At 39.5% G+C, this 332-nt stretch carries 1 tRNA gene; it reads left to right on the top strand.

Going from position 1 to position 332, the window contains the following annotated elements:
• Positions 1-19: 19 nt before the first annotated feature.
• Positions 20-95 (top strand) — tRNA-Ala (locus tag MMO38_RS16590).
• The last annotated feature ends 237 nt before the right edge of the window (positions 96-332 follow it).

Genomic DNA, 332 nt, shown 5'->3' with positions numbered 1-332 from the left:
GAATTCACAATGATAAGCTGGGGACTTAGCTTAGTTGGTAGAGCGCCTGCTTTGCACGCAGGAGGTCAGGAGTTCGACTCTCCTAGTCTCCACCAAATTTCAAGAACAGAAAAGCAACGCTTTTCCTTGAAATTTAAGCAAACAGCTATGCTGTGCGCAGGCACACATAGGATGGGGCTTAACGAAGTTAAAGATTATAGAGCTTAGTGAAACAGTCTGTTGACTGATTTATTAACCTCTGTGATTTATCACAGTTTAATGTAGCTGACGAGGTTACATTAATTCATTAACAGATTAGTAGAATTGAGTCTGAAATAAATTGTTCAAAACTC

Source organism: Acinetobacter sp. NIPH 1852, assembly GCF_022549455.1.
In the GTDB taxonomy this organism is placed as follows: Bacteria; Pseudomonadota; Gammaproteobacteria; order Pseudomonadales; family Moraxellaceae; genus Acinetobacter.
This window is presented reverse-complemented; position numbering and strand designations above follow the sequence as displayed.